The organism is Methylobacterium sp. WL103 (genome assembly GCF_008039885.1).
Lineage (GTDB): Bacteria > Pseudomonadota > Alphaproteobacteria > Rhizobiales > Beijerinckiaceae > Methylobacterium > Methylobacterium cerastii.
Window position 1 is genome coordinate 1 of the sequence record NZ_VRUX01000462.1, and the last position, 3,451, is coordinate 3,451.

Below are 3,451 nucleotides of genomic sequence, written 5' to 3' on the forward strand. Positions count from 1 at the left end.
GCGCCCGACGGATGGAGGTCGCCGGCCTTCCAGGCAAAGGCGGCCGGGCGCCCGGCGCGCAGGTGCGTGAAGTCGCCGACCATGGCGCGGGTGCGCGAGGGGAAGTCGGCGACGGCCTCGCGCCGCACGAGATCGGGGCGCAGGGCCAGCATCAGCGCGGTCTCGACCCCGCCGGCATGGATGCCGTGGACGATCTCGTCCTCCGGGAAGCATCCGTCCGGGTAGCCGAAGCGCGCCCAGGCGGTCGTCACCGCCACCATGCCGAAGCGGGCGCGCAAATCCCCGGCCACGAGGTCGATCAGCGCGCTGTTGCCGCCATGCGAGGTGATGATCACCAGCCGGCTGCAGCCGGCGCGGTGCACGCCGGCGCCAATTTCGCCCCAGGCGGCGAGCGCGGTCGCGGTAGTGAGGGAGAGCGTTCCAGGAAAGGCGTCGTGCTCGTCGGACTTGCCGACCGACTGCACCGGCAGGACCAGCACGTCGAGGTCGGCCGGCACCAGGGCGCAGGTGCGCGCAAGGTAGCCGTCCATGATTGCGACGTCGGTGCAGAGCGGCAGATGCGGGCCGTGCTGCTCGATCGCCGCCACCGGCAGCACCGCGACCGTGCGGCCCATGTCCCGCGCGGAGACCTCCCGCGTGGTCAGGTCGGACCAGAGCCGTGCCGCCATGCTTTGCCTCGATGCGTCCGCTTCAAGCCATACGCTCTAGAGCATTTTCTTCACGCGAGCCGGCATCCACCTCGCTTGAAAATGCTTTAGCGGGGGCGGCGCCGGCCCGTCGAGGGTCAGGCGAACAGGGCGTCGATGTCGTCCTGGGCGGTGGCAGGGCCGTTCGGCTGCGGGCCGTTCAAGAGCAGGCGCTGTGCGCGCTCGTTGCGCTCGGCCTCGGCCGGATCCTGGCCGGCCGCGTCCCGTGCCCGCACGGCGCTGGAGAAGCGCGCGAGCCGCACCTCGAACTGCTGCAGGGCGGCGACGACCTTGCCGATGCGCTGGCCGGTGATGTCCTGGAAGGCGCAGGCCTCGAAGATCGTGCCGATGCCGCTTTCGACCGCGTCGCGGTAGCCGGGCCCGTCCGGCAACGCCAGCATCGACTCGGCCGCCTCCATGATGGAGTTGGTGGCGCCAGCGGTCGCCGCCAGGACGTTGCCGAGCTCCTCGTGCGCCATCGGGATGCGGTCGTGCGTCAGCTCGTTGGCGCGCAAGGCCGCGATCTCGTCGCGTACGTGGGCGATGTAGTCCGCGATCTCCATCAACTCGGTGACCATCGTCGCAGGGTTGATCGCCGCGCCGAGCGGTCTTTGCACACCCATCGTCAGCACTCCTCCGCGTGTCGTCCCCGAGTGGCCGCTCAGGCGCCGCAGACCGCTTCGATCTTGCTCTTCAAGGTGGCGGCGTTGAACGGCTTGACGATGTAGTTGTTCACGCCGGCCTTCTTGGCGGCGATGACGTTCTCGGTCTTCGATTCCGCGGTGACCATGATGAACGGCGTGGTGCGCAGGCCCTCGTCGGCGCGGACGTGGCGAAGCAGCTCGTAGCCGGTCATCGGCTCCATGTTCCAGTCGGAGATGACCAGGCCGTACTTGCGGCCCTTGAGGCGCGCCAGGGCGGCCGTGCCATCGGAGGCGTCGTCGACCTCCTCGAAGCCGAGCTGCTTCAGGAGGTTGCGGATGATGCGGACCATCGTCTGGTAGTCGTCGACGACCAGGATCGGCATGCTGAGGTCGAGGGCCATGGTGAAACTGCTCCGGTGTCTCCGAATCGCCGGCTCGGGTCGGCGTCGGTCACGCATTGTCGAAAGGCGCCGCCGCCGGCCGCACCTCATGGGTCCAAACCTAAGCCGGTTTGCCTTGCGAAGCGGTTAATCACGCGCCGGTCCAGCGCCACCCGGGGCGGCGACGCCCGAATACTGATGTGCGGGACACGAATGCCGTCCGAGCCCAAACGGCGCTGCGTCGGCACGCCCGTTCCCTCGCGATGAGCCGGCGCGGCCTTTACCGATGCGCCCTGACGCGAGATGACGGCCCCGCAGGCGGGCACGGCGCCCGGCGGAGACGCACGCGGGGGAGGCTAGGCCGCGGTGCGAAACAGGATCGGCACGCGATGCTCAAGGTCGTCATCAGCGAGTTCATGGACGAGGCCGCGATCCGGGCGGAGCTCGCCGGGTTCGAGACGCTCTACGATCCGACCCTCGTCGACCGGCCCGACGCCCTGCGCGCGGCGCTCCAAGAGGCGGCGGGGCTGATCGTCCGCAACCGCACGCAGGTGCGCGGCGACCTGCTGGCAGCGGCTCCCGACCTCAAGGTGGTGGGCCGCCTCGGCGTCGGCCTCGACAACATCGACCTGCCGGCCTGCGCAGCCCGCGGTATCGCGGTCCATCCCGCGATCGGCGCCAACGACGGCGCGGTGGCCGAGTACGTGATCGGCACGGCTCTGCTGCTGCTGCGCGGCGCCTACGGTGCCAGCGCGCAGGTGGCGGCGGGGGCGTGGCCGCGCAACGCGTTGATGGGGCGCGAGATCGCCAGCAAGCGCCTCGGCCTCGTCGGCTTCGGTGCCATCGCCCGCGAGACCGCCCGGCGCGCCGCGGCGCTCGACATGGCGGTCTCGGCCTTCGACCCGTACCTGACGCCCGAGGACACCGCGTGGCGCCCGGCCCACGGCTCGGTGGCGCGTGCCGAACTCGACGCGCTGATCGCTTCGAGCGACGTGCTCTCCCTGCACGTGCCGCTCACCGAGGCGACGCGGGGGATGATCGGCTCCGACGCGATCACCCGAATGCCACCGGGCGCGATCCTGATCAACGCCGCCCGCGGGGGCGTGGTGGACGAGCGCGCAGTCGTTGACGCGCTCCGGTCGGGCCATCTCGGCGGGGCGGCGCTGGACGTGTTCGCGGAGGAGCCGCTGGATGCTATGGGCGGGGCACTGTTCGCCGACGTGCCGAACCTGATCCTGACGCCGCACATCGCGGGCGTGACGCAGGAATCGAACGTGCGCGTCTCCGCCGTCACGGCCCGCGCCGTGCGGCGAAGCCTGGAGGGCTGAACCTCGCCGTGCCGCGCTGGCACCGTCGCGTAACGAATTCGTCTGTCCGCGCAGCGCGTCGCGACAAGAACCCTTGCGGAACACTTGACGAACGTTTAAGGTGTTCGTGTTTTGTTTCTGCGGCTTCACCTTCGTGCGGCCGCTCTTTCTCGCGAGCTCGCCGATGCTGACCCGTAAACAGCTGGATCTCCTACGATTCATTGATGAGCGGATGCGCGAGGACGGCGTCCCGCCCTCGTTCGACGAGATGAAGGACGCCCTCGACCTCAAGTCGAAATCGGGCATCCATCGGCTGATCACCGCCCTCGAGGAGCGCGGCTTCCTGCGCCGGCTTCCCAACCGCGCCCGGGCGATCGAGGTCCTGCGGATGCCCGAAGGCGCCGGCCGCATGGCGGCGCCCGCCCCGGTGGCGG

Annotated in this window: 4 protein-coding genes and 1 pseudogene; 2 read left to right on the forward strand and 3 right to left on the reverse strand. The window is 70.2% G+C overall.

Going from position 1 to position 3,451, the window contains the following annotated elements:
* The 3 genes from FV222_RS20530 to FV222_RS20540 all read right to left on the reverse strand — a co-directional run.
* A partial coding sequence (locus FV222_RS20530; RefSeq protein ID WP_147815515.1) for a creatininase family protein occupies window positions 1–668 on the reverse strand: 668 nt, incomplete at its 3' end.
* Between the two features lie 116 nt (window positions 669–784).
* Window positions 785–1,309, reverse strand: a complete 525-nt coding sequence (locus tag FV222_RS20535) for a protein phosphatase CheZ (protein ID WP_246685571.1) — start codon at window positions 1,307–1,309, stop codon at window positions 785–787.
* 38 nt (window positions 1,310–1,347) lie between these two features.
* Window positions 1,348–1,731, reverse strand: coding sequence for a response regulator (locus tag FV222_RS20540; protein WP_147729619.1), 384 nt, complete (start codon window positions 1,729–1,731; stop codon window positions 1,348–1,350).
* A gap of 368 nt (window positions 1,732–2,099) precedes the next feature.
* Between FV222_RS20540 and FV222_RS20545 the strand changes: the two genes are divergently transcribed.
* Both FV222_RS20545 and FV222_RS20550 read left to right on the forward strand, forming a co-directional pair.
* Window positions 2,100–3,038 (forward strand): hydroxyacid dehydrogenase, encoded by a 939-nt coding sequence (locus tag FV222_RS20545; RefSeq protein ID WP_147762669.1) that lies wholly within the window; start codon window positions 2,100–2,102, stop codon window positions 3,036–3,038.
* Between the two features lie 163 nt (window positions 3,039–3,201).
* Window positions 3,202–3,451: pseudogene (locus FV222_RS20550) on the forward strand (repressor LexA); the annotation flags it as partial.